This is a genomic window from Pectobacterium brasiliense (assembly GCF_013449685.1).
Taxonomy (GTDB): Bacteria; Pseudomonadota; Gammaproteobacteria; order Enterobacterales; family Enterobacteriaceae; genus Pectobacterium; species Pectobacterium brasiliense_A.
Map to the genome: position 1 here is coordinate 18,170 of NZ_JACDSF010000056.1, position 254 is coordinate 18,423.

A 254-nucleotide genomic window follows, 5' to 3' on the forward strand; every position below is an offset into this window, starting at 1 on the left:
ATATCGCCAGAATGTTCGACAGATACCATTCTTCTATCATGCCCACTATCCATCAGACTGGTGGATACCGTCCCCCTGTCCGAAAGCGGCACCGGTTAGCGCTTTCGCTTGATGAAAGAGGGGAGATATCCAGAGGGCTGGTAGCAAAACGTAGCATTAGGGACATCGCTGACAAATTATCAAGAGCCCCCTCAACGATTAGCCTCGAGATCAAGAGGCACGAAGGTGCAAAACAATACCGTGCAGCAAAAGCG

The 254-nt window shown here is 50.4% G+C and carries 1 protein-coding gene; it reads left to right on the forward strand.

From position 1 onward, the window contains the following. Nucleotides 1-254 (forward strand): helix-turn-helix domain-containing protein (locus tag H0248_RS18730; RefSeq protein ID WP_180787054.1); only part of this gene is annotated, 254 nt, incomplete at both ends.